The following is a 23,934-nucleotide window of genomic DNA, read 5'->3' as shown; positions in this document are numbered from 1 at the left end:
AGAAGCCGACGGAAGTCGGCTTTAACCTTAAAAAAAGCTATCACTACTTGAAAATAAATTCTTTTCTATTACTTCCTTCAAAATATTTTATTTTTAAATCACTATCTATTTCTATATTTCTCTCAATATAAAAATACTTTTCTGCAATTAAACGATCACTTTCAACTTGCATGATCCTTAAAAAATTACCTTCTTCATCAGCAAAAGGAGAGACAATTAAAAAATATTTTTTATCACTTCTTAAAAAAACACTTTCCCCATCTTGACGATTGATAAAACTATAAATTTTTATTATTTCATTTGGTGGAAATAACTTCATATCCTTACATTCCACTTTATTAAAGTTATTTATACATTTAACATGAAGATCTGAATAATAAGGTAGATTTGAAAATTTATTTATATTTACCCCTTGAATATTCTTAACTTTAAACACTTTACCATTTTCAAATTTATAACATTCATTTTCAACATTAATATTATTATCTTTTAAAAAATAAGTTGTTCCCGATAAACAAAATTTATTATTATTTTTACTGTATTCAATTTTAGCAGGCTCATTACTAATCTCTTTCAACCTTGAATCTACAAAATTTCCCACTACTTGAGGAACTGGAGTTACAGTTTTTTCACTTGGATCTAATATCACCATTATCTTAACAATTCTTTCTTCACCCTTACCTACATTTCGCTTATGATTTAAAGTTAAGAGTATTTTATCTTTTGAAAAATTAGCAATACCTTTAATATTTTTATTATAAATTAATATTTTTTCTTTTGAGCAAAAATCAATATTTTCATTTTCAAATTTACATATTGAGATATTATCTCGACTAATTAATTTTTCATTATCATTTTCTTTAGAATAGCTGCAGTTTGAGAGTAATAAAATTAAAAAAAATAACCCTATTAATTGTAATAATTTCATTTTAATACTCATTTTTGTGAATGGTAGCTTTTGATTTTTTCAAATATATTTTTAACTTTTTCTGTAGAATTTTTATTTGCTTTATTAGTACCGGATTCATGATATCCAATATTTCCCTCAGAGAGAATACCATATTTATTTTTATATCCTTTCGGCAGGGCTATTGATGCCCACTCTTTGGAGGCATCTATCATAGCCTGATCTACTGTACTGCTTCCTATAGTAATTAAGTTATAGATAGAAGAACGTCCCCTCAAAAGATGTTCTTTAAAAACTTTTTCTTGCATCGCTGCATCATACAATTCATTTCCAGTTAAAGTTAGTCTGGCTTTAGCTGCATTTAAAGTTGAAGGAATTGTTTGATATTTTCCTGTTGCAAATCTTCTTCTTTTATCTTCCCATGTATAATTTTTTGCAGCATTTAAAAGTTGATTAATAGTTTTACCTGTAATCGTTCCGGGTAAATCATTCATTTTACCAAATTTGACCCTTTTTCCTTCTGGAGCTCCAGCATTCCAAGCTTCATAACTACCTTCACCACTAGCGATTGCATTGCCTAGCTCAACCACTAAGTCATCAATTGTCTGATCCGATACCTTTAGAATTATGGAAGCATCTATTTTCAATCCAGAACAATTTAACAGGGACATTGAATTTGATGATTGCACAATAGCAGCTAGAACCTGACCATTTAACTCCAAAATACTTTTTTTAAAATATTGGTCATCAATATAATTATTTGAGAATCTTGTTATATCAAAATGAATCCAAGTATCTGCCCCTTTAGCTCCACTTTTAAATTTTGTAGGTTCCAAATATATTCTATTAGTGATCCTTTCTTCACTAGCCTTCATCTTAACAATCATAATATTTTTTCTAATAAATTCCATGTCACTCACATCTCGGGTTCTTACTCCATTTTTTTTAATATGTAAATCCAGCGCTAATCCCATATGATTTACGGTGGTTCGTCCTTTTCTTTGGTTATCAAATATACATCGATACCCTGACTCAATATACGCTACTTCAAGCTGTCTAGACTTAAATTCATTTTTGAGATAAAAATTTAAACTTTTTAAAATCCAGATCAGTGAACGATGCAAACCTGGATATTCATTCGCTGTACTAACCCCGGAACTAAACCCTCTTCTATTGTTTCCATATCCTTTACACTGACCACATGGACACGTTGCTTTCTTCATAAAATCTGCAATTGGATAATCATAATAGAACTTATCTAATGCGGCTAGTAATGTTCCACATATTTTCCCAGTTTCAGAAACTCCCATATAGTCCCGCTGAAACTGCTTAATACATTCAACTGTTAAGGGAGTAAATTCATCAGTAGGCAACGCACCTCCAAAGCCCACCAACCTAATATTAACTTCTCTAATGAGTTCACTTTTACCTTGAGATATACATTGAGGATTGGTTTTACATAAATTAGAAGTCTCCATTTTCGGTGTTCCACCATCCTGACTGCGTTTCTCTTTCATATCAATTTTCACCACATCTGAAAGTGCTTTCTTCCCTTCCTCATACCATTCATTAAGTTGTTCTAATGCTTTCTTTTGGTACTCTTCAAATGATTGAAGTTTATTATTTTGAGAATCGATTTTTTGAGGATTTAGCTTTCTATCACTGCTTGTATTATTCCCTGTTTCCGGTACGTTAACTGGTAACTTAATTACTTGCCCAATGCTGATTATATTAGGGTCTTTTATTCCATTCAGTCTTTCCAACACCCGGATTGTCGTATGATACTGCTGCGCAATAGAAAATAAGTTTTCACCCTTTTTAACTATATGCGTTTTGCGCTTATAATCTCCGTTGCTTCCTTCATTCTCTATAGTCTTTAAATCTAAAAGAATTTTTGGACTAATCACTTTAACCAACATACGGTCTTTAGACATTTTAAATGTCTGAACTTTTTTCATACTGCCGCCAAAAAAGTTTTTGACGTATACATCTAAGACTGTTCCTTTATCTCTTTGTATTTCATACAGACATCCTTTGGAGTTAGTAGCCCCCCGTACCACATGCTGGCCTGTTTTACTGTTTTTAACCTCATATTGAACTTTAGGGATGGGATTACCTAGCAAATCTAAAATTTGTACTGTAACTAAAGACTTATTCGTCATTTTTATTTTTATATCCTATTTATTATGATGCTCTATTAAATCATCTATGTTGTAGCCTTGGACACTTAACCCCCAGTCCCCATCGAAACCCACCAATACTTCAACTTTAGAGGGGTCTGTTGTAGCAATTTTGCCAGTGCGGCCATGTCTATCCAGCTGGCCTGAAATATACGAATTCGTATCAGGAATAAAAGCCTTATAGCTTATTGAGCTGAAATCAGATTGCCAAAATAGATTATATGCATCTAGCCTATTGCTACATAAAGCGTTATTTGGAAGCTGAGGCAGCTTATAAGCAACTTTGGCTCCACCTTCAAACAAATGCTGCCCCGCTTTACATTCAAACTTTCCACCAGTTGTGATACATACTCCACTGCTATTAATCTTTATTTGAGACCCTCCCGCGGTTAGCAGGATCTCTTTCGGACTGGTGATCTCAATCTTGTCTTCAGTTGAAATCAGCTTAATCACCTTCCGTGCAATTGCTTCGATGGCATCATCTTGGGCCTGTATTTCAATTTTACCTTTGCCTGCATATAAGCGTGCTCCGTTCTGAGCAGCAAATAGGCTGATCTTGTGCTGCGCATGTGCAATCAGAGACTGTTGAGTCGATAGATGGATACTTTCCCCTGCACTGTAATTTATCTGCTGGTCTGCAGATAAATGAATATTTTCATTTGTACTCAGCGCAATCGAATGTGGTGCCGTTAATACCATAACAGCCTGTTTAAATGCAGTGGCTTTGCTCGCATCTTCAGTTTCTAGTTGATTCAGAAATTGTTTTAAGCTATTAAAAAGCTCAAGCGGATCAGTTTGCTGAGCTTCTGCCATGTCACTCAGAACTTTGGTGTTATTCAGATTTGATTCCATCTGGTTCTTGGTAGGCTTAGCATCCAGGTGATTACCTGCTGCTGTATCTTGCGAATAGGTCGAAATCAGTAAGCCTTGCCCTGCTCGTACCACCCCCCACTGATCTGTCCTAAGTTCAAACCCTTCCCCACGACCTTCACTCGATTCTGTTTCTTTAGGATGACTGAGATTTCCTAAATTCAACTGGCTAGCACCATGACTACTGTGTAACTGCGCACTAATCTGATCCGTCGTATCATCAAAACGCAGCTGGTTGAAACCCTCGCCATCCACTTCTTGGGAACGGATCCCACTGAGTTTTCTGGTGGCTGGTAATTGTCCCTTCGCATCAAACATCACTGGATGTCGTTCTGCTTCGTGAATCCGTCCCATAACAAAGGGCCGATCGATATCGCCTTCAAAAAAATCAATCACCACCATTTCACCAACTCGTGGATGCAATCTGACTCCATAACCTTCACCAGCCCAAGGGGTTAATACATCAATCCAGGCCGAATCGCTATCATTGTCATTGCTGCCTGCACCGGCATCATGTTGATGGTCATCACTTCGGGTAAATAGAAAACGAACTTTCACTCTTCCCCAAGCATCGACATGGATTGTTTCACCTTCAGGCCCGACCACTCGAGCTCGCTGCGGATATGCAACGGGGCGATGCACAAAAGGCTGATATTCAGGTACGACCGGAATGTCACGACGGACGATATACAGCTGATTGCCCTGCCGTTCTTCCTCCGAAATTTGCCAATCACTTTGGCCGAGCAAGCTGTCTAGCTGCAATAAAATATCTTTAGGTAAATTATTCTGGTTATAGAAGCGTTTACCCAAAATCAAAAATTCACGCTCATGCACGGGATGCTGATCAATTTCAGCATGCTGTTTTAATTCAAACCAATACCCGACCTGAGCATCACGTACACTGCTGCTGGCTTTAAAATATTTGGATTGCAGCGCATGATAATGATTGAGCTGCTGATTCAGTCGTTCCAGTTGTGCCGTACCAGATGCCGTCACCTGATCCTCGGCATTCAAATCACCTGTCCAGGCCGGACTAATGTTCCAGGCATCCTCAAGATTCAGACTGGCCGTATCCTGCACGCTACTTTGCTGATGAGTATTTAATAAGGACTGGCTTTGATCCTGCGCAAGGTGCTGCGCTTGCCAGCGCTGGGTATGGGTACTGTTGGAATTAAGCTGACGTACGGCAATCAGACTGGTCAGCGTATCAAACTGCTCGGTGGCATGACTGCGATGGAAGCGGATTGAACGGCGTTTTAAAGCTGAAAAGGCTTGAGAATGATCGATTAAACGCAGGATCTGCGGCTGAATCTCAGTAGCGGACACCGGAACAATGGAGTGCTTTTCATCAACCAGCCAGTTTATTCCTTCACTACGCCATAAACGTGTTAAAAAATCATAATCCGACTCATTGGACTGCATCACAAAAGGGCGTACATCGTAATCCCGATTTAATCCGGTCAAGTCCAGACTAAGACTGGCTGCAAATAATGCACTTCTACTTTGCCATTCACTAAATAATATTTCACTGATTTCGCGCACGCTCTTATTCATAAACACCCGACTATTACGGCGTTTGTGCCAGAATGCAGTAGCATCCTGCATGGTCAGTTTATACAGACTCAAGGCACCGTCGCTGTGTCCCTGACTGGCTGCGGTAATAATGCCACTGGTTCGAAAAAGTTCGCCACGATCTGTTACCTGATCTACTGCCACCTGACAGCCTATAAATTGCTTTAAAGCAAGATTGGCCTGCGTAGAAAGGCAGATCAGTTCTGCCTGCAGACCCTGATTAATCTGATGCTGGCCATCAATCCGCTGAATCAGGACCTGATGATTTAAGAGCAGATGTGAAAACTGCAGATACAGCGCACGATGCTGCCGGTTCAGCCCAAGTTGCTCCAGTAGCAGATGAATATGTTTTGGCATTTTATAGTTATAGTTTTAAGCATTATTATTGTGGAGCAAATTCTAGGAAAAGTTGTCCATTTCGTCCAGCTCAGTGTGCATTTCACATAATTAGGCATTTGATTTTCAGTAATTCAATTGCACCTATTCAATAAATCTCTGAAAAATAGAAGTAAAAATAATGCCAAATATTTCAGAATTTTCTGATTATCCAGAGTAGAACTTGCTGCTACACTGGATTCAATCTTATTTTCAAGGCCAAGGACATGCTGGAATTCCCCTCTAAACTGCCTGATCTAGGCATCACGATTTTTAGCACCATGTCGGCCCTGGCACAAAAACTCGGCGCATTGAACCTTTCACAGGGATTTCCAGACTTTCCTGCGCCACCGGCATTGATTGAGGCTTTGAGCCGGGCCAGTCATAACGGATTTAACCAGTATGCACCTGGAGATGGCTTGCCGATATTGCGTGGGCTGGTGGCCGATCTGTATCGACAGCGCGATCAGCTGAGCATTGACCCGCTAGAAGAGATCACGATTACTTCCGGCGCCACAATTGCGATTTTTTGTGCGATTCAGGCCACAGTTCGTGCGGGTGATGAAGTGATTATTTTCGATCCGAGCTATGACAGTTATGCACCTGCAATACAGCTGGCTGGTGCAACCCCCGTACATATTGCATTACAGCATCCAGAATTTTCTGTGGACTGGAGTCAGGTGAAAGATGCCATCAATGACCATACCCGCATGATTGTGGTCAATACTCCTCACAATCCCAGCGGTAGTGTCTGGTCCAGAGCAGACTGGCAGCATCTGATTGAGCTGATCCGTGAGCGCAATATTGTGGTGTTATCCGATGAAGTCTATGAACATCTGGTTTTTGACGGCGTTCAGCACCATTCAGCCTGGTCATTTCCTGAACTGCGCGAGCGTAGCTTCGTGATCGGTTCTTTTGGTAAAACCTTTCATGTCACCGGCTGGAAAACCGGTTTTTGTATTGCGGCACCGCCACTCATGAAAATGTTCAGACAGATTTATCAGTTTGCCAGCTTCTGTGGCGTGACTCCGATTCAGGTGGCTTTGGCAGAATACATGCAACAGCATCCTGAACATATACGCGAACTTTCACGGTTCTATCAAAACAAACGTGATCTATTTAATTCATCAATTGAAACATCACGTTTTAAATGGACGCCCTCTCAAGGAACTTATTTCCAGAATCTCGATTATTCGGCTATCCGGCCTGATTTAAATGATGTAGAGATGTGTCATTTTCTGGCAGAGCAACACGGGATCGTGGCAATTCCAGTCTCTGTGTTCTACCAGCAACCGCCTGCCAATTTACGTCTGCTCAGGTTCTGTTTTGCAAAAAAAGAACAGACCCTGATTCAGGCAGGTCAAATTCTTTCAAAGGTTTAATTCAAATTTTAACTAAAATTCTTATAAAATAAATGCCTTAGTTACTTAAAAGCTAAGGCCTTTATTCCTGCTTTATTCAATAATAGCAACATAATTAAATAGATGAAAAATCAATAACAGGATAGGGCATGGCACAGCAATCACTGATCCAACAACAGAATTTATGGAAGGCCTTTCTGGTATTTCTGTTGCCATTAATTGCAACCAACATCCTGCAAAGCCTTTCAGGTACGATTAATACGGTTTTTGTCGGGCAAATGCTGGGAGTCAATGCTATTGCTGCGGTTGCGGTATTTTTCCCGATCCTGTTTTGTTTGATGGCTTTTGTCATTGGCTTATCTGCCGGTTCTACTGTACTCATTGGACAGGCTTGGGGCGCAAAAAATATCGAAAAAGTGCGCTGTGTGGTCGGTTCAACTTTATTTATGACCTTGATTGGCGGAAGCTTGATCGCGCTGTTTGGAGTGATTTTTGCCGAAAATATCCTCTTGGCGCTCGGTACAGATCTGGAGGTGATGCATTTATCCTTGCCCTATGTGCAATGGATGCTGGCAGGTAGTCCCCTAATTTTTATTTATATTATTTATACCTCTATCTTGCGCGGTGTAGGCGACAGCACCACACCGCTGTTTGCTTCCGCACTCACCATTGGCGTGGGCTTGGTAGTCACCCCGATATTAATTGCCGGATATTTTGGCTTTCCCCAAATGGGCATTATCTCGCCGGCAATTGCCACCATTTTGGGTAATCTGGCCGTATTGTTGTTTCTAGTCCTGTATTTAAATTATAAACAACATCCGCTCAGGCTGGACTGGGCATTATTAAAACATATCCGCCATCAGCCTAAATTAAGCAAAATTATTTTAAGTCTGGGCGTTCCGACTGGAATACAGATGATCACGACTTCTGTCGCCGGTCTGGTGATTGTCGGCTTGGTCAACCGCTATGGCGCAGAAGCAACGGCTGCCTATGGTGCGGTCAACCAGGTGTTAAATTATATCCAGTTTCCTGCTCTGTCGATTGCGATTGCAGCTTCTGTGTTTGGTGCACAAGCGATTGGTGCAGGAAAATCCGATTTGCTGAATAAAGTCACACGGACTGCACTCAGTATGAATATTCTGTTTACTGGCGGTTTGGTGGTTTTGGCCTATCTGTTCTCAAAATATTTAATGGCACTGTTTATTACTGATCCTCAGGTCGTGGTGCTGGGTCAGCAACTTTTATTCATTGTGCTTTGGTCTATTTTATTCTTTGGTGCCAGCGCCATTTTTGCGTCAATTATGCGTTCAAGTGGTACGGTAACTGCACCGATGCTGATCAATATTTTTGCAATTCTTTGTATTGAAGTTCCTGCCGCTTATCTGTTTAGCCAGTGGTGGGGGCTGGAAGGGATCTGGTATGCCTATGCATTGGCCTTTGTCAGCATGTGTATTTTGCAGGGACTGTATTATCAGTTGGTCTGGAAGAAAAAAACCATTAAAATATTGGTTTAGCTTCATTATTTTACATGCCTACAGCCTTACAGCAACTCACTCCTGATCTGCAATAAAAGATTAAAAACCCGCTTTCGCGGGTTTAATATCCAATGATTTAAGCAGATTTTTTCTTCTTTTTGCCGAATTGGCTTGCCAGTGCAGTGACATGCTGATAGCCGCTTGGCAAGATCCGTTGAATCAAATCAACAGCTTTGGCATCGTTACCAATTAATAAACGGCGTTTGTCTTTCTGTACCGCCTCCAGAATCTGACGAGCGGCTTCTACTGGCGGGCAACGCAGCAGTTTATTAAAATTACGGGCGGCTTTTTCCGGATTCATGCCCAGGGTCAGCATACTGTCATTCATTTTCGCAGCATTGGCAATATTGGTACGAATTCCCCCCGGATGTACACAAAGTGCACTCACACCGCAATTTTGCAGATCCAGTTCCTGACGCAAGGATTCGGTAAAACCACGCACTGCAAACTTGGTCGCGTTATATGCCGACTGGGTCGGCTGCGCGGTTAAACCAAACAGACTGGAAATATTAATCACATGACCATCGCCGGTTTTCTTGATTAAAGGCAAAAATTCTTTGGTGCCATACACCACGCCCCAGAAATTAATGTCGACGATCCATTCCAGATCTTCATAGCTCGCACCTTCTACGGTGCAGCCAAGTGCCACGCCGGCATTGTTAAAGATCATGTTGACACTGCCATGATCCTGCTCCACCTGTGCTGCCCAGCTGCGTACCTCTTGTAGCTTGGCCACGTTGACTTTTTGAATCGTCACCCGGACATCACTGCCCTGCAACAATTCAACCGTTTGTGCCAGTCCCTGTTCATTAATATCACTTAGTGCCAGATGACAGCCTTGCTGTGCCAGCAAAACTGCCAGTTGCTGACCGATCCCTGAACCGGCACCGGTAATGGCAGCGACTTTATTCTTAAAATTTTTCATTGAATTTCCTTATGTAAATAACTGCTCTTCCATGACAGCAGGATCTTGTTCTGTTGTTTCAGGAGTTAGCACAGACCCTCAATATAATTTTGACAATATATATTGTCAATAATTATCCGATGTCCTTAGCGGCCAAATTCCTCTGCTGAATTTCGACATAGGTCAAAGCGTGATTTATTGCTAAGATATTCAAAATCTTCATGCAGATGAGTAGCCAGGCCTTATGACCGATTCAATCAATGCAGCAGCACCATCACGACCACCCAAAAGCAAGGAACGTCAGTTTAAAGGCCTGTCGATGGCTGAGCGACAGCAGGTACGTCGTGAAAAGCTGATTGAAGCCGGCATTGAAGCTTATGGCAGCCATGGCTTTTTTTCAGTAACCGTAAAAGATATCTGCAATGAAGCCAAACTGACCGAACGTTATTTTTATGAATCTTTTAAAAAAAGTGAGCACCTGTTTCAGACCATCTTTTTAAAACTGATTGATGAACTGCAACAGAATGTCATGCAGGCCATGATGCAGGCATCCACTGATCCGAAAAAAATGATTGAAGCGGGGCTAACCGCCTTGCTTAGCACCTTGCGTGACAATCCGCGTATGGCACGGATCATTTATATTGATGCCATGCTGGTACAGGAGTTGCATAATCAGGCCACCATTCATGAAACCATGTCGCGCTTCGACCGCATGATTCATGCCTTTGTCATGTTAATGATGCCGCAGTTAAATCGTAGTGAGCAGGAAATTTCACTGGTGTCGACCGGGTTAAATGGCTATGTCACCCAAATTGCCATTCGCTGGGTCATGAGCGGATTCAAGCAGTCATTGGAGGAAGTTTTATCATCGTGCAGTGTGGTATTTTTGGCATTATTGGAGTCATTTTCCGACAAAAAATAGCTGTTAAATCGAAGGCTTAACCAGATTTTCTGCATTCTAAAACAGGTTGCTAATTTCTGCTGAAGCACCGATAAAAGTAAAATTAATTTATGATTTTTTAACAAGTTTCTTTACTAAAATTGTCACAAATCTTTGCGAATTTCAGCAGTTTTTCCCTTTCTGCAATGATACTGTCATAATTAGTCTTTGTAATAAGCCTGTCATAAATATAAAACGGTTCACCGTTTACATGAAATAGGGTATTGCGTTGTGAAAGATGACTACATATTAATCGTCGATGACGAACTCCCGATTCGGGAAATGATCCATACCTCTCTGGATATGGCCGGTTTTCAATGCTTACAAGCCGAAGATGCCAAGCAGGCGCATCAGATGATTGTGGATCAGCGTCCGGCACTGATTTTACTGGACTGGATGATGCCGGGCGGGATCAGCGGTGTAGATCTATGTCGTCGTCTGAAACGTGATGAAAGCCTGTCAGAAATTCCGGTGATCATGCTGACCGCACGCGGTGAAGAAGACCACAAAGTACAAGGTCTGGATGCCGGTGCCGATGATTACATGACCAAGCCGTTCTCGACCCGGGAACTGGTGTCACGCATTAAAGCTGTCCTGCGCCGTGCCAATGCACTCAGCGGTGAAAAAACCATTGATGCCAATGGCCTGATTCTGGATCCGGTCAGTCAGCGGGTTAATTTTGGCGATAAAATTCTGGAAATGGGGCCCACTGAATACCGTCTATTGGCGTTTTTTATGACCCATCCGGAACGTGCCTATACCCGTGCGCAATTGCTGGATCAGGTTTGGGGCGGCAACGTCTATATTGAAGACCGCACTATTGACGTCCATATACGCCGTTTGCGCAAAGTGCTGGAACCTTATGGCGCAAACCGCTATGTACAAACCGTACGTGGAACCGGTTACCGTTTTTCAACCCGTGCAGATGTGGCTTTAGGTTAACGTCTTTTAAGGTAAATCTTGTTTTATGTATGAACCCTACCCTGTCCCCGAACTGGCACGTGAGCACAAAAGAATCCGTTACAGCAGTTTATGGGATTTTGCCAAACAGGATTTACGCTTACTGGCTTTTTTCCTGATCATCGCCAGCCTTATCGGTTTTGGGATTGGGTATTTCTGGATTTGTATCGTCATTGCCTTTGTGGCGTTCTTTAGCACCCAGATGCGCTCTTTATATCTGGTCAATGAATGGATTTCTAATCGCCCTTATGATGTTCCGCCGAATATCGGCGGGATTTGGGGCGCACTGTTATTCAATGTTTATCGCGCTCAGCGGCAGGAACGGATTGTGCAGGCAGAAATGGTGGAACTGATCGATCGAGCGCAGTCTTCACTGGTGGCCTTGCAAGAAGCGGTGGTTTTAATTGATGAAAACCAGCAGATTGAATGGTGGAATCCAGCCGCCGAACGTCTGCTCGGGATTTCCAGTGATGACCGTCGCCGTAATATTTTAACTTTGCTGCGCCAACCGAGTTTTATTGAATATTATCATCATATTGATGAGTCACCAGATGGCCTGAAAATGCGATCTTCGCTGTTCGAAGATCATTATGTCCAGGTCAAAATGACCCGTTTCGGCGGTGAAAGCCGGGTACTGGTCGCCTATGATGTGACCCGGATGCACAATCTGGAACAGATGCGTAAAGATTTTGTCGATAATATTTCGCATGAGCTGCGCACGCCTTTAACCGTACTCAGTGGCTATATTGAAACCTTTACCGACCAGGAAGATATCAATCCGCGCTGGAAACGCGCCTTTGATCAGATGCAGTCGCAGACCCGACGCATGAACGCGCTGGTGAATGACCTGCTACTGCTGTCACGTCTGGAAAATGACAAGAATATTGCCAAAAACCAGATCATCGAAATGCCAAGTCTGATGAATCAGCTATTTGATGATGCACAGGCCTATAATATCGACTATGGGCATACCCTGAATCTGGATATTGACAGTCATTGCGATCTGATCGGTTCAGATATGGAACTGGCCAGCGCCTTTAGCAACCTGATCACCAATGCGATTAAATATACGCCTAAAGGTGGAATCATTACCATGGGTTGGCATGATGATGGTGAATCTGCCTATTTTGTAGTGGAAGATAACGGCATCGGAATTGATCCCAAACACTTGCCCCGTCTGACTGAACGTTTTTACCGGATCGATTCAGATCGTAGCCGGCGTACTGGTGGAACCGGTTTAGGATTGGCAATTGTTAAGCATGTCCTGATGCAACATCAGGCACATCTCGAAATTGACTCCAAGGAAAACCAGGGTTCCACTTTTAAGGTAATTTTCCCCAAAGAACGTCTCAGCTTCCCGGACTAATCTCACAAAATCAAAAAAGGTGCCATCGGCACCTTTTCTTTTAAGCATTTAAGAGCTGATCTGTTTTTCCCTACTCAGTGCACGCGCATAGGCTGCACGTTGCGAGACCCGTTTCAGATAGGCCTGAATGGCCGGATAACTTTGGCCTGTCCGACTCTGCATCGCTTCCAAAGGAAAACTCATTTGAATATCGGCAAAACTGAAATGTCCGGCAAAATAATCATGCTCGCTCAAATAGCTTTCCAGAAACTGGATATGATCTTTTAAGCGGCTCTGTACAAACTGTTTCTTCACTCCATCACAGATTTTCTTGGCTACAGGCCGAATCAGCAACGGGGTATGTTTCGGTACAGTAGTCATCACCAGTTGCATCACCAACAGCGGCATTAATGAACCTTCTGCATAATGCATCCAGTAACGGTACTGGGCCTTATCGGCAGGATCTTCTGGGCGAAACTGCTGCTGTTCATCATAGCTTTCCTGTAAATACTCCAGGATCGCCGCAGATTCCGCCAGTACCTGCTCCTGATCGGTCAGAATTGGTGCCTTACCCAAGGGATGAATCTGTTTTAAGGCCGGTGGCGCGGAAAGATTAGGCTGGCGCTGATAATATTGCACTTCATAATCCAGTCCTAACTCTTCCATGGCCCAGAGAATACGAAACGATCGTGATTGTTCGAGATGATGTAAAACACGCATATTAGACTCATGATTTTATTGTTCTTGCTTGCTGAGCATAGCAAAAAGCAGCGGAATGTAGCGCAATTTTTGATGACTGTAATGCTCTGTTCCCTATGTTGCAGATTTGCCATTTTCAGTTCAAATCCGGGTTCCACCCACCCCTGCAATTCTGATCGTTTATCTGGAAGCACGCATCCGGTCTGGAAATACGGGAGCTTCTAAACGTGGTCCATCATAGGCCGGAATCGAACCGAAGCGTTCATGGCCTTCAATCCATTGTTGCCGCGCAATTTTAAGTTCCTCGGTGGTACGTCCGACCAAATTCCACCACAGTAAAATCGAGCTTTCAAATGGTTCACCCCCAATGAGTAATATACGGCTCCCGGCATGAATATCAGCATTAACCTGCTCTAATCCCGGTTCAAGGATCAGCATGTTATCTTCCGTCAGTTCATGCCCATTAATGCTGGCTGTTCCCTCAAGTACCATAAAACCATATTCAAATTTTGGATTCAGGGCTAAGCGCGCACTGGTACTTTCTGCTGCATACAGGTCTACCCCGAGCAGTTCACTATGCACTTTTACCGGTGAAACGGTTTTTAAATATTCACCGACTAAGACGGTAAATTCGATGCCCTGATCATTAACCACAGGCAATTCAGGATAATGCTCAAAAGCCGGTGCCATATTGATCTTGTCATCCGGTAAGGCAATCCATAACTGCACCGCATGCATATGCGTTTCGCTTTCTGGAGAAACTTCCGTATGTGAAATACCATAGCCCGAGGTCATCAGATTGACCTGTTTGGGACGAATCAGCTGCTGAGTACCTAAACTGTCATTGTGCATCATGGTGCCTTTGAGCATCCAGGTAAAGGTCTGCAGACCAATATGGGGATGTGGCCCAACATCCAGGCCATCGCCTTGTGGAAAGCTGGCCGGACCGGCATGATCCAGAAAACACCAGGCACCAATCATGCGTTTATGTCGGCTGGGCAAGGCACGTTTGATTACGGTACCCTGTCCGATTTCGGCACGGCGTAAAGGGAATTCCTGAATAAACTGATTGACATATTTTTCACAATCATCCGAATTGGACAGTTCAATATCACTATTATTCGACATGGCTGAGCTCACCTCAACATTTTCATTCTAAATCTTAAATTATGTGAAACATTCTTCCCTTGGACTGCTGCAAGATGTCTCCCTATTCAGGACAATGTACAGGGTCTATTTGCAAAATCTATCTTTGGAAATATTTAGATACGTATAAAACGCTCCTGCAGTGAACCGCTATACTCCTGCATTGCGTATACAATCTAAAATGTCACCCTGCCAAAACCTGAAAATAAACAGCTAAATGCTTAAGTATAGGCTGCCAGATATGAACTCGAACTGACCTCAACCAGACTGGTCTAATTACCTTATGTTTCACGTGAAACGAATAACATAATTTAGAAAATTTTAGCGGATAAAAATTATTTTTTAGTGATTTCAATAACTTTTCTGCATTTAATAAACATAAATTTTGTTACGTTTTAACTTTAAATTTATGTCAGATACCCAATTATAGGGAGGTTATTTTTCACCCAGTCACGGCATAATAGGCACCTAGAACAATAATACCGGACCATGGACATGTCTTCTAAAAATGAGAATATATATTCAGCAGCGAATATATCTTTTCAAAATTCGATGACCGATAAATCACTAAAACTGTCTGAGTGTGACCTGCAGAACCGTCAGCTGATTGAACAGGCGCTGACCGATACTCAGGCGCGTATTCCTGGCCAATTTCAGCAATATTTCCATGACTATGTCTATACCAATACTCATCATAACTTGCGTCAAATTAACTATCTGGCTCAAATTGCTTTTCTGCTGTATTTCTTTGCCGACATTCTGATTATTCCGGACATGTTTTTTATTTCCGGCCTGATGCGTGTGGTGCTGGTACTCGGCGCCATGGTTTGCTGCTATTACCTGTTCAAAAAAAATAAGAATATTCAGATTCTGGACAGGATTTTGCCAATTGGCACCACCCTGGCTGCAGCGGGCTGGATTAGCCTGTTGTTACTTTCAAGCAGTCCCCATGTGGCTACCTATATCTATGCCTCTGCAATCTTTATCTTGATTGCCAATCTATGTGTGCAGATCCAGTTTAAAGTAGCAGTGTACTGTTCTATCCTGATTGCGCTGTTTATCACGATTGGGGTGACCCAGTTAATGACTGCTTCTCAAGCCTTTATCTTTACTGTGGTTTTTAGTCCACTCTGGTTTTTTAGCATCTATATTAACTGGAATAATATTCTGAATGTACGACGTTCTTTCCTGCGATCACTACTCGATGAGTGGAACTATCAAACCTTAAAGAATCTGGCACATACCGATGATTTGACCCAGTTGTATAATCGTCGCCATTTTGTCGATATGGCTGAACGTTCGATTCATAAATGGCCCAAACATGCCAGCACCTGCCTGCTGATGTTTGACGTCGATCATTTTAAAAATATCAATGACAACTATGGCCACGACATCGGTGATCGTGTGCTACAGCTGATTGCTGAGGTAACCCGTAAAGAAATGCGCCATAGCGATGTACTTGCACGTTTTGGTGGTGAAGAGTTTATTGCTCTCTTGGAAGATACCCAGCTGCCAGACAGTCTGGTGATTGCAGAGCGAATTCGTTGTGCAATTCAGAAACAATTTGTTTATGCCAAACCGAACCAGCCCATTCGTTTTACCATTTCGATTGGTATAGCAGAACTGGAGTCGCCTACGCAAAAGCTGGAGGAGCTGATCAAGCAAGCCGATATCGCTTTATATCAGGCGAAAAAATCAGGCCGAAATCGGATTGAAGTTTATCATTCCAAAATGCTGGAAAAGCCCAAACCTGCTCCAGCCAATCCCTGGAATGCCTTTAAGCCCGTGACCCAGCAAGGTCATTCAAAGGCCAATCAAACCAAGCAGTTCTGGTCCGCCCTTTAAATAATGAAATCAGGAATATTAGTGAAAGCTTAAATTTTTATAAACTTTACATGGAAAAGTTGCATATTCTATCACGAAGAAAAAATCCTCATAAAAACTCATAAAAAAGAGCACCGAAGCGCTCTTTTTTTATCGGGATATCTCCGATCAACCAGATATTTACTACGTGCATAGCGCTTGGCATCATTCAGGCAAGAAGCCGTGCTCCTTGAAACACTGACTGGCGCAGCCATAGCCTTGGCAGTAATTCAGGCAAGAAGCCGTGCTTCGTGAAATCCTGATTGGCGCGAGCATAGCGCTTGGCATCATTCAGGCAAGAAGCCGTGCTTCGTGAAATCCTGATTGGCGCGAGCATAGCGCTTGGCGTAAAATCGGCTAAAAGCTATCGCTTTTAGAAATCCCGATTTTACTCCCATTCAATAGTTGCAGGTGGTTTAGACGATACGTCATACACAACACGAGAAACATCTTTAATTTCATTCATGATACGAGTCGAGATTTTATCGACTAGATCATAAGGAAGATGCGCGAAACGAGCAGTCATAAAGTCCACAGTTTCTACCGCACGCAGTGCAATCACCCATGCATAACGGCGACCATCACCGACAACACCGACAGATTTCACCGGCTGGAATACCGCAAATGCTTGAGCAGTCTTGTCATACCAACCGCTGGCACGAAGTTCCTGCATGAAAATGTCATCAGCAAGACGTAAAATGTCTGCATATTCTTTTTTCACTTCACCCAAGATACGCACACCTAGACCTGGGCCTGGGAATGGATGACGGTAAATCATGCTGTGTGGCAAGCCCAAAGTGGTACCCAATTTACGTACTTCATCTTTAAACAAGTCACGTAATGGTTCAACCAGTTCAAAAGCCAAGTCTGCTGGTAAACCACCCACGTTGTGGTGCGATTTAATCACATGTGCCTTGCCCTGTTTGCTTGCAGCAGATTCAATCACGTCTGGATAAATCGTACCTTGAGCCAGGAATTTTACCCCATCTAATTTACGTGCTTCTTCAGCAAAGACTGCAATAAACTCACGGCCAATAATTTTACGTTTTGCTTCAGGATCAACTTCGCCTGCAAGTGCAGTCAAGAAACGCTCTTCTGCAGCAGCACGGATGACACGAATCCCCATATTGTCAGCAAACATTTGCATCACTTGATCACCTTCGTTCAAACGAAGCAGACCATTGTCGACAAACACACATGTCAGCTGATCACCAATCGCTTTATGCAACAGCGCTGCAACGACAGATGAATCCACACCACCTGAAAGACCAAGTAATACTTTTTCATCACCGATCTGTTGGCGAAGCTGTTCTACACGTAGATCAATAATGTGTTCTGGCGTCCATAGACCGCGGCAACCACAAATTTGATGAACGAAGTTCGACAGTAATTCTGCACCTTTAGAGGTATGTGTCACTTCAGGATGGAACTGAATGCCATAGAAACCACGAGTTTCGTCAGACACCATCGCAATTGGACAGCTTGGAGTTTGTGCAGTGATCTGGAAGCCTTCTGGAATACGGGCAACCTTGTCACCATGACTCATCCAGACATGCAACTGGTTTTCACGGTCCTGTAAATTACCGATCAGCTTGTCACGTACCACGATATCAACTTCTGCATAACCGAACTCATGCACAGTACCTGGCTCGACTTTACCGCCAAGCTGTTCACACATGGTTTGCAGGCCATAACAAATACCCAATACCGGCACACCGAGCTCGAATACCACTTGTGGCGCACGCGGGCTGCCTTCAAGGTGAACGCTCTCAGGTCCACCAGACAAGATGATACCGTTTGGATTAAATGCACGAATGTCTTCTTCAGACATATCATAGGCATACATTTCAGAATATACACCAGCTTCACGGACACGGCGTGCAATGAGCTGACTATATTGAGAACCGAAATCCAGAATCAGGATACGATCTTCAGTAATTTGAGTATTGGTAGTCATGACGAACAACTATGAAAGGCAAACGAAAGATAAGCGCCGTATTCTAGCATTTTTCTTGTGTTTAAGCACACTATTCCAATTGGTTTAAATATTAAACAGTTAAGAAATTTCAGAAAATAATGCCCTCATTTTTGACTGGTTCACAGGAGAGCAGAGTTTCGCTGCTTTCCTGTTCCAGCCAAATGAATGGTTTATTTCACGCGTTCAATCTGAATCACTTCAATATCGGTGGGTTTGTTGCGGTGCGTATCGACCTCGCCCCAAACTTCTACCCGATCGCCTGCTTTGAGTTTTAATCTTTTCCAGTGGTCGTCATCCACATCAATCATGATGCTGCCGGTTTTATCTCTTAATTCAAATTCGTCACTTTGTGCTGCACGCTGTTTGACGATCTGCCCCCTTAAGGTCACGCCAGTTTCATCTTTCATTTTATGTGCCTGAGCAATACTGACCACATTCTGTTTTGCTTCCTCCAGAATAGCCTGATCTGATTTAGCCCAAAGTGCCGGACTGGCAGCTGCCAGAACCAGTGTCGCCAGAATATATTTTTTCATGTGTTTTGACCTGCCATTTTTATGATGATTCCATGATCTAAACAGAAAGCCGAAATAGATGCCGCAGACGTTGTGTAACACCATGATGAACTTGTGTCATCTGCTCAAAAAGCCCCAATAAAAATATGTTTATACGCTGATATATCTATTTTAAAAGTGAAGGGATTCGCCCGACAGCAGAAAAATAAGCCGCAAAATAGTCGACTTTTATTACTGACTTTATAGGTGATCGCTGTTAGGATTTGAGCACACTTTTGCTTGTACTGGGCTCATGGAACTGATTGATTTTATCTTGCATGTTGATGATCACTTGCTTGAATTTATCACCAATTACGGGATCTGGATTTATGCCATTCTTTTCCTGATTATCTTTGTGGAAACAGGTTTGGTGGTGATGCCGTTCCTGCCCGGCGACAGCTTGCTATTTGCAGCAGGTGCTTTGGCAGCGTCTACAGGTGTGATGGATCCCTGGGTACTGATTCCGCTTTTATTTGTTGCGGCAGTATTGGGCGATACCCTGAATTACCATATTGGCAAATATATCGGGCCGCGGGTTTTCGAGATTGAATCGCGCTTTATCAATAAAAAACATTTATTGGCAACTCAGCAATTCTTTGCCAGACATGGTGGTAAAACCATTATTTTTGCGCGTTTTGTGCCTTTTGCTCGTACCTTTGCACCTTTTGTCGCTGGTGCTGGCAGCATGAATTACAAATATTTCCTGAGCTATAATGTAGTGGGTGGATTCATCTGGATCAGCTCATTTGTCATTCTGGGCTATATGTTCGGTAATATGCCGATCGTCAAAGATAACTTCACCTATTTGATTTTCGGTATTATTATTTTAAGTGTCTTGCCAGGTGTGATCGGCTTTATTCAACAAAGACTCAAAAAAAGTAAAACAGCTTAAGATTTTTTATAGCCTGTGCATTTAATCCCAAAGCTTGATCAGTAATGGGATCAGACAAAGCAGTACAAACAGAGCCGAGCCTTTATAAATAAGGCCGGCTTTTATTTTTTCAGAGTGACTGCTCAAAATTGCCTGACCAAAGACCATCCAGAAAATCCCTACTGGAACGGTACTCAAGCAAAAGGCAGCAAACACCAGAACAAAGTTGGTCGGACTTTGCCAGGTTTCCATGGGTAAAATCCCGGAGGCCAACAATGCTGCTTTAGGATTTTTTAAGGTGGCCCTAAACATTTGCCAAGGACGAATCTGAGGATGGTTCTTATTATAGCGCTCTAACTGTTGGGCCTTATATAAATGCAGCGTCATCCAGCCCACACAGATAGTACTCAGGACATACAGCAAGCTTTTGAAGTTTGGCCAGATCGGTAAAGCCAGATGAATTAACAAAGCCCAGACATTAATCGCATAAAAATAGCCCATCAGAATGGCAGGAATATAAAGGCTGGTTTTGGCCTGACCCTGCTGATACGCAGAGCTGGCGACCAAGGCATTCGCCGGCCCTGGAATCATCAGAACGGCGATTAGCCCCAATACAAATAACCAATTTTCAATCATCGTGATGAACTATTCCGGGCCTAGCTTATAGCTTAATCAATATTCTCATGCCAGAACAGCTCTATAAATCTAGGATGCTGAGACGATACGCGCCATTTCAAGTGATATTAAGCGGAATATCAGCTCGGCTATTTTGAAAAAATCATAAAAAATGCTGACCCAAGATCAGCATTTATGAAGAGATCAGGAATTCGTTATTTAGCAATATTCTGACGAACCACAATCGGACAATTTTTGTAACGGGCAGCCTGAACAATCGCTTCCTGTTCACCTAAAAGCCGTGCCAGTTCGGTTCGCTTGGTATTGGATGACTGTCCCATATTGACGGAAACACTCGGACCAATTCCCCAACCACCGCGACTGCCCCAGCCACCACCCAGACCGACGCCCACACCTACACCCGTGCGTTTTGGCGCTTCCACACCATTGTCGATATATTGCTGAATACGGTTATATTCGCCTTGCAGCTGCTGACAACCCAAGGTCTGATACTGGGTCGGGGACACATAGGTGGGTTTCACCGTTGTTGCACAAGCACTCAGCAATGCAAGTGCTGCAATACTCAGGCTTAATTTCACAAGTTTCATAGCTCACTCGATCTTAGTTCTGCTCTATCTCATTGAACAACGATTGATAGGCCTGAGTCAATTTATGATCAGTAGCCAAATGAATCAGGGGCTGATTTTTATGATGAGATTCTTTCATTAAGATGGAGGGCGGTAACATACTATTGAGTACGGGCAATCCTTCATCTTTCAGTTGCTGCACCACTTCACGCGGTAATTTGGCCTGTGCCTGAAACTGGTTGACGACAATGCCTTCAATTTCCAAATTTTCATTATGGTCATCTTGGGTTTCAATCACATTTTCAATCAGGGTCTGCAGGGCGCGTTTAGAAAATACGTCACAGTCGAAAGGAATCAGCACGCGATCTGCTGCAATGAGTGCGGAGAGGGTAAAGAAATTGAATGCAGGCGGTGTATCAATAAACACCCGGTCATAATGTCCCGACAGTTGTTGCAAGGCATCTCTTAACTTGTAAATCTTGTGCTTGGATTCCAGGGCATGAGCCAAAGCGCCCAGTGTCGGGCTGGCTGGAATAACATCCAGATACTTAAAGGGAGACTGATGCACATAACTTTCCAGACCTTTGCTACGGCTTTTCAAAATCGAGCCAATTGCATTGCCGAGCAAGCCTTTACTTTGCTGATTGCCCAGCACATTTTCAAAATAGTTTTCAATATTCGGTTCTAATGCCGGCTTGTCACTTGAATAGGTCGCATCGTCACCTAATACGTATTGACTGGAATTGGCTTGTGGATCCAGGTCAATGAGTAAAGTTTTTAAACCCTGATGTGCGCTGATCGCGGCCAGATTAACGGTAATACTGGACTTACCCACCCCACCTTTTTGATTAAATACCACACGTGTATTCATGTCCCCTCCTGTTATTTTTAACTACTTTTATCACACTTGTATTTTTTAATTATTCACATAGGCAGACTGCGCTTGAAGTCACAGCCTGCTTGCTTTTAGCCAAAATTCGGCTTGATCATCACCAAGATCAAAATAGAAACCAATGCAACTACCGCAATAAATAAGCCAGCCCGGCGTTGTGCCAGCAAGATTGAATCATCTTTTTTATAGGCTTTAGCTAAAGAGGATACCAGCACAAAAAATAAAATAACCTTGGCATAAAACCAGGGTTGCACATCAAAATCCTTGATCACCAATGACACAATACCTGTAAGCGCGATCACCGTAATGGCCAGATGCTGTAAAGCCACCAGCGCAATTCGTGCCTTTGGATTCGGTAGGTTGCCTTGTGTACCAATAAACAAAGTCAAGGCACGGGCAAGAATGGCGACAATCACCAATCCTGCTGCTGACATATGAATAATTTTGACTAAAAGTTGAGTTTCCATCATTTCCTCTTAGTTTTTTGGTGCATGTGCACAAGCTGGACTGGTCGTGTCCTGCCCTGCCCATTCTTCAGGCAAAAATGCATGGATTGCCAGCGCATGAATCTTGTCTTTGGCCAGTAAATCACCAGCAGCAGCATAGACTTTCTGATGACGCTGGACTGGACGTAAACCGGCAAAGGCCTGACTGACAATCACAGTTTTAAAATGAGACTCTTTTCCAGGGAAATAACCGCCATGACCCGAAGATTCATTCACCACGTCTAAATGGGTCGGAGATAATTGTGCTAAACGATCTTTCAGTTGTTGTTCTAAGCTCATGGCCTGACTCCAATCTTTGAAAATATAAAGTCAGTATACCTTGTTCTGCTGAGTATTTTGGTAATCTGTCACAGCGCAATCTGTTGATTGTGGCGAAGTTTCATGAATTCCCACATGAATATTGGCGATTTATTGTCTGGTCTAAAGTATTTTGCTTTTATTTTATGCAATTGATACAAGATTTTTAACAAAGGTGTTGACCACATTTTTTCATGCTGTATTATACACGGCATGCGGGAATAGCTCAGTTGGTAGAGCATAACCTTGCCAAGGTTGGGGTCGGGAGTTCGAGTCTCCTTTCCCGCTCAAAATTTTTTCATTTAGTTTTTTCATTTAAAAAACTTTATAGACTCCGCGGGAATAGCTCAGTTGGTAGAGCATAACCTTGCCAAGGTTGGGGTCGGGAGTTCGAGTCTCCTTTCCCGCTCCAGATTCAAAAAAGCCCTCATCGAAAGATGGGGGCTTTTTTATGTTGATTATTAACAATATTTTTTCTAAAACCTCTCTGTTCTAGCTTTGGAAGAAGTTCTAAAATTTTTAGACAACGTGTTTTTTGAAGCTGATGCGTGACCAAAAGTGCCCTAAACGTGCCTTCCCTTTATCATATACAAATCAACTCATTCACTATTTTGGTATTTTTTTAATCAATTTCATTATAGATAATCAGAACCCCTCCCCCATACACTTGACTTCTCTTTTTCCCATCAATTTTAGTATTTTTTATTTTATTAATTTTTATGGTGACCAAATATGGTCACCAAAAATATATAAATAAAACATTTACTTATGATAAAAAACTTAATTTTATTCTCTTTCAATCAATCATTTTGCTCTTCATTTTTCTTAAATTTTAATAAATCACCCACTTCAACTGAACCGTACCGGGTTTGTCGGAGAGTTTTTTATTTAAGTTAGGCCACCTGACCTAACGGGTTAATCTTATCATAGTACATTGCTTCAAAATCAAAAGGTGATACATAACCTAGTGCACTATGTAC

20 protein-coding genes and 2 tRNA genes are annotated in these 23,934 nt (G+C 42.3%); 9 read left to right on the top strand and 13 right to left on the bottom strand.

What is annotated here, in order from left to right; translation table 11 throughout:
- Positions 1–43: 43 nt before the first annotated feature.
- Genes FTU45_RS12070 through FTU45_RS12060 form a run of 3 tightly spaced genes read right to left on the bottom strand, consistent with a single transcriptional unit; the run spans position 44 to position 5,886 of the window.
- Positions 44–928 (bottom strand): hypothetical protein, encoded by an 885-nt coding sequence (locus FTU45_RS12070; protein WP_180076450.1) that lies wholly within the window; start codon positions 926–928, stop codon positions 44–46.
- 8 nt (positions 929–936) lie between these two features.
- The gene (locus tag FTU45_RS12065) at positions 937–3,069 is read right to left on the bottom strand and encodes a LysM peptidoglycan-binding domain-containing protein (protein WP_180076449.1); all 2,133 of its coding nucleotides are present in this window, start codon (positions 3,067–3,069) and stop codon (positions 937–939) included.
- A gap of 15 nt (positions 3,070–3,084) precedes the next feature.
- On the bottom strand, positions 3,085–5,886 hold the full coding sequence (locus FTU45_RS12060; RefSeq protein WP_180076448.1) for a type VI secretion system Vgr family protein: 2,802 nt from the start codon (positions 5,884–5,886) through the stop codon (positions 3,085–3,087).
- A 245-nt stretch (positions 5,887–6,131) separates the two neighbouring features.
- Between FTU45_RS12060 and FTU45_RS12055 the strand changes: the two genes are divergently transcribed.
- Both FTU45_RS12055 and FTU45_RS12050 read left to right on the top strand, forming a co-directional pair.
- Positions 6,132–7,286, top strand: coding sequence for a methionine aminotransferase (locus tag FTU45_RS12055; RefSeq protein WP_100329699.1), 1,155 nt, complete (start codon positions 6,132–6,134; stop codon positions 7,284–7,286).
- Between the two features lie 128 nt (positions 7,287–7,414).
- Positions 7,415–8,779, top strand: a complete 1,365-nt coding sequence (locus tag FTU45_RS12050; RefSeq protein WP_100329698.1) for an MATE family efflux transporter — start codon at positions 7,415–7,417, stop codon at positions 8,777–8,779.
- A 97-nt stretch (positions 8,780–8,876) separates the two neighbouring features.
- Here FTU45_RS12050 and FTU45_RS12045 read toward each other — a convergent pair whose 3' ends face one another.
- Entirely contained in the window at positions 8,877–9,725 is an 849-nt protein-coding gene (locus tag FTU45_RS12045) for an SDR family oxidoreductase (protein ID WP_074383703.1), read from the bottom strand.
- A 223-nt stretch (positions 9,726–9,948) separates the two neighbouring features.
- Here FTU45_RS12045 and FTU45_RS12040 point away from each other — a divergent pair, with 223 nt between their 5' ends.
- The 3 genes from FTU45_RS12040 (at position 9,949) to phoR (ending at position 12,970) form a co-directional block, all read left to right on the top strand.
- Positions 9,949–10,626 carry a TetR/AcrR family transcriptional regulator gene (locus FTU45_RS12040; protein WP_005173788.1) on the top strand — a complete coding sequence of 226 codons (678 nt, stop codon included), beginning with the start codon at positions 9,949–9,951 and terminating at the stop codon, positions 10,624–10,626.
- A gap of 249 nt (positions 10,627–10,875) precedes the next feature.
- Complete coding sequence (gene phoB / locus FTU45_RS12035) at positions 10,876–11,586, top strand: phosphate regulon transcriptional regulator PhoB (RefSeq protein WP_005094589.1); 711 nt, start codon at positions 10,876–10,878, stop codon at positions 11,584–11,586.
- A 25-nt stretch (positions 11,587–11,611) separates the two neighbouring features.
- Positions 11,612–12,970, top strand: coding sequence for a phosphate regulon sensor histidine kinase PhoR (gene phoR / locus FTU45_RS12030; protein ID WP_074383705.1), 1,359 nt, complete (start codon positions 11,612–11,614; stop codon positions 12,968–12,970).
- A gap of 48 nt (positions 12,971–13,018) precedes the next feature.
- Here phoR and FTU45_RS12025 read toward each other — a convergent pair whose 3' ends face one another.
- Positions 13,019–13,669, bottom strand: a complete 651-nt coding sequence (locus tag FTU45_RS12025) for a glutathione S-transferase family protein (protein WP_180076447.1) — start codon at positions 13,667–13,669, stop codon at positions 13,019–13,021.
- A gap of 159 nt (positions 13,670–13,828) precedes the next feature.
- Positions 13,829–14,776 carry a pirin family protein gene (locus tag FTU45_RS12020; RefSeq protein WP_180076446.1) on the bottom strand — a complete coding sequence of 316 codons (948 nt, stop codon included), beginning with the start codon at positions 14,774–14,776 and terminating at the stop codon, positions 13,829–13,831.
- Between the two features lie 513 nt (positions 14,777–15,289).
- Between FTU45_RS12020 and FTU45_RS12015 the strand changes: the two genes are divergently transcribed.
- A complete protein-coding gene (locus FTU45_RS12015; protein WP_180072484.1) occupies positions 15,290–16,639 on the top strand; it encodes a GGDEF domain-containing protein in 1,350 nt (449 codons plus the stop codon).
- A 406-nt stretch (positions 16,640–17,045) separates the two neighbouring features.
- Here FTU45_RS12015 and guaA read toward each other — a convergent pair whose 3' ends face one another.
- Both guaA and FTU45_RS12005 read right to left on the bottom strand, forming a co-directional pair.
- Positions 17,046–18,614 carry a glutamine-hydrolyzing GMP synthase gene (gene guaA / locus FTU45_RS12010; protein WP_005094597.1) on the bottom strand — a complete coding sequence of 523 codons (1,569 nt, stop codon included), beginning with the start codon at positions 18,612–18,614 and terminating at the stop codon, positions 17,046–17,048.
- 191 nt (positions 18,615–18,805) lie between these two features.
- On the bottom strand, positions 18,806–19,168 hold the full coding sequence (locus FTU45_RS12005; RefSeq protein WP_005173783.1) for a NirD/YgiW/YdeI family stress tolerance protein: 363 nt from the start codon (positions 19,166–19,168) through the stop codon (positions 18,806–18,808).
- Positions 19,169–19,439: 271 nt separating this feature from the next.
- Here FTU45_RS12005 and FTU45_RS12000 point away from each other — a divergent pair, with 271 nt between their 5' ends.
- Complete coding sequence (locus FTU45_RS12000) at positions 19,440–20,078, top strand: DedA family protein (RefSeq protein ID WP_074383709.1); 639 nt, start codon at positions 19,440–19,442, stop codon at positions 20,076–20,078.
- Between the two features lie 21 nt (positions 20,079–20,099).
- Here the strand turns inward: FTU45_RS12000 and FTU45_RS11995 are convergent, their stop codons facing one another.
- The 5 genes from FTU45_RS11995 to FTU45_RS11975 form a co-directional block, all read right to left on the bottom strand.
- Positions 20,100–20,693, bottom strand: a complete 594-nt coding sequence (locus FTU45_RS11995) for a threonine transporter RhtB (protein WP_180076445.1) — start codon at positions 20,691–20,693, stop codon at positions 20,100–20,102.
- A 194-nt stretch (positions 20,694–20,887) separates the two neighbouring features.
- Positions 20,888–21,280: a hypothetical protein gene (locus FTU45_RS11990; RefSeq protein WP_005094604.1), complete on the bottom strand. Its 393-nt coding sequence runs from the start codon at positions 21,278–21,280 to the stop codon at positions 20,888–20,890.
- Positions 21,281–21,293: 13 nt separating this feature from the next.
- Positions 21,294–22,130, bottom strand: a complete 837-nt coding sequence (locus FTU45_RS11985; RefSeq protein WP_180076444.1) for a ParA family protein — start codon at positions 22,128–22,130, stop codon at positions 21,294–21,296.
- Positions 22,131–22,225: 95 nt separating this feature from the next.
- Positions 22,226–22,618, bottom strand: coding sequence for a SirB2 family protein (locus FTU45_RS11980; protein WP_180076443.1), 393 nt, complete (start codon positions 22,616–22,618; stop codon positions 22,226–22,228).
- Between the two features lie 9 nt (positions 22,619–22,627).
- Positions 22,628–22,936 (bottom strand): BolA family transcriptional regulator, encoded by a 309-nt coding sequence (locus FTU45_RS11975; protein ID WP_005094610.1) that lies wholly within the window; start codon positions 22,934–22,936, stop codon positions 22,628–22,630.
- Between the two features lie 233 nt (positions 22,937–23,169).
- Between FTU45_RS11975 and FTU45_RS11970 the strand changes: the two genes are divergently transcribed.
- Together FTU45_RS11970 and FTU45_RS11965 are read left to right on the top strand one after the other, a co-directional pair.
- Positions 23,170–23,242: transfer RNA gene (locus tag FTU45_RS11970), tRNA-Gly, on the top strand.
- 48 nt (positions 23,243–23,290) lie between these two features.
- Positions 23,291–23,366 (top strand) — tRNA-Gly (locus tag FTU45_RS11965).
- Positions 23,367–23,934 lie beyond the last annotated feature (568 nt).

This window comes from Acinetobacter sp. YH12106, from assembly GCF_013418995.1.
In the GTDB taxonomy this organism is placed as follows: Bacteria; Pseudomonadota; Gammaproteobacteria; order Pseudomonadales; family Moraxellaceae; genus Acinetobacter; species Acinetobacter pseudolwoffii.
This window is presented reverse-complemented; position numbering and strand designations above follow the sequence as displayed.

Excerpts from the sequence above, each read along its gene's own strand:
- FTU45_RS11995 (WP_180076445.1), bottom strand. The coding sequence starts at position 20,693 with ATGATTGAAAATTGGTTATTTGTATTGGGGCTAATCGCCGTTCTGATG.
- FTU45_RS11985 (WP_180076444.1), bottom strand. The coding sequence starts at position 22,130 with ATGAATACACGTGTGGTATTTAATCAAAAAGGTGGGGTGGGTAAGTCC.
- FTU45_RS12050 (WP_100329698.1), top strand. The coding sequence starts at position 7,415 with ATGGCACAGCAATCACTGATCCAACAACAGAATTTATGGAAGGCCTTT.
- FTU45_RS12065 (WP_180076449.1), bottom strand. The coding sequence starts at position 3,069 with ATGACGAATAAGTCTTTAGTTACAGTACAAATTTTAGATTTGCTAGGT.
- FTU45_RS12025 (WP_180076447.1), bottom strand. The coding sequence starts at position 13,669 with ATGCGTGTTTTACATCATCTCGAACAATCACGATCGTTTCGTATTCTC.
- FTU45_RS12020 (WP_180076446.1), bottom strand. The coding sequence starts at position 14,776 with ATGTCGAATAATAGTGATATTGAACTGTCCAATTCGGATGATTGTGAA.
- FTU45_RS12040 (WP_005173788.1), top strand. The coding sequence starts at position 9,949 with ATGACCGATTCAATCAATGCAGCAGCACCATCACGACCACCCAAAAGC.
- FTU45_RS12060 (WP_180076448.1), bottom strand. The coding sequence starts at position 5,886 with ATGCCAAAACATATTCATCTGCTACTGGAGCAACTTGGGCTGAACCGG.
- FTU45_RS12015 (WP_180072484.1), top strand. The coding sequence starts at position 15,290 with ATGTCTTCTAAAAATGAGAATATATATTCAGCAGCGAATATATCTTTT.
- FTU45_RS12000 (WP_074383709.1), top strand. The coding sequence starts at position 19,440 with ATGGAACTGATTGATTTTATCTTGCATGTTGATGATCACTTGCTTGAA.
- FTU45_RS12045 (WP_074383703.1), bottom strand. The coding sequence starts at position 9,725 with ATGAAAAATTTTAAGAATAAAGTCGCTGCCATTACCGGTGCCGGTTCA.
- FTU45_RS12070 (WP_180076450.1), bottom strand. The coding sequence starts at position 928 with ATGAAATTATTACAATTAATAGGGTTATTTTTTTTAATTTTATTACTC.
- FTU45_RS11980 (WP_180076443.1), bottom strand. The coding sequence starts at position 22,618 with ATGGAAACTCAACTTTTAGTCAAAATTATTCATATGTCAGCAGCAGGA.
- FTU45_RS12055 (WP_100329699.1), top strand. The coding sequence starts at position 6,132 with ATGCTGGAATTCCCCTCTAAACTGCCTGATCTAGGCATCACGATTTTT.
- FTU45_RS11990 (WP_005094604.1), bottom strand. The coding sequence starts at position 21,280 with ATGAAACTTGTGAAATTAAGCCTGAGTATTGCAGCACTTGCATTGCTG.
- phoR (WP_074383705.1), top strand. The coding sequence starts at position 11,612 with ATGTATGAACCCTACCCTGTCCCCGAACTGGCACGTGAGCACAAAAGA.
- guaA (WP_005094597.1), bottom strand. The coding sequence starts at position 18,614 with ATGACTACCAATACTCAAATTACTGAAGATCGTATCCTGATTCTGGAT.
- FTU45_RS11975 (WP_005094610.1), bottom strand. The coding sequence starts at position 22,936 with ATGAGCTTAGAACAACAACTGAAAGATCGTTTAGCACAATTATCTCCG.
- FTU45_RS12005 (WP_005173783.1), bottom strand. The coding sequence starts at position 19,168 with ATGAAAAAATATATTCTGGCGACACTGGTTCTGGCAGCTGCCAGTCCG.